This window comes from Kinneretia sp. DJ1R-11, assembly GCF_025717595.1.
GTDB lineage: Bacteria > Pseudomonadota > Gammaproteobacteria > Burkholderiales > Burkholderiaceae_C > Paucibacter_A.
Genome location: NZ_JAJIRR010000058.1, coordinates 1 through 417, shown reverse-complemented (window position 1 = coordinate 417; position 417 = coordinate 1). Strand labels below are relative to the sequence as shown.

Below are 417 nucleotides of genomic sequence, written 5' to 3'. Positions count from 1 at the left end.
GAAACCGATTCAAGCTCCAGGTCCACTCGAGCGACCGGTTATGGCGCTCGGTGTTGCTAAGTGCAAGGCTTGCCTTCATAGAAGCTCCACAACCTGTACTGGGCCTTCATAGTCGCCGGTAAGGCACTCGGCAAAATCGATTGCATCTTGAAGCGATTCGCCGGGGTGAGATGAAGTCAGAATGAAGTTCCTACCTGGAGATCCCGCCAGAACGGCGGCTTCATCGATGATCTCCTCGACCTCATCACACTTCGGGCCTACAGCGCCCACGAATTTGACTCCGCCTGCGACGAACTTTCCCGCGACCTCGTGCAAGCGCGGCGGAACGCCATTGGGGCAGTGGAGTACGACTTTCTTCGCAAATTGCATAGCGCCATAACGTGAAAGTGAGCGGACGCCGAAGGCGGTCCGCTCCAA

At 56.8% G+C, this 417-nt stretch carries 1 protein-coding gene; it reads right to left on the bottom strand.

Annotated elements, in window-relative coordinates; genetic code table 11:
* Positions 1-75: 75 nt before the first annotated feature.
* Positions 76-417 (bottom strand): DUF7684 family protein (locus LNV23_RS23910; RefSeq protein ID WP_263565248.1); only part of this gene is annotated, 342 nt, incomplete at its 5' end.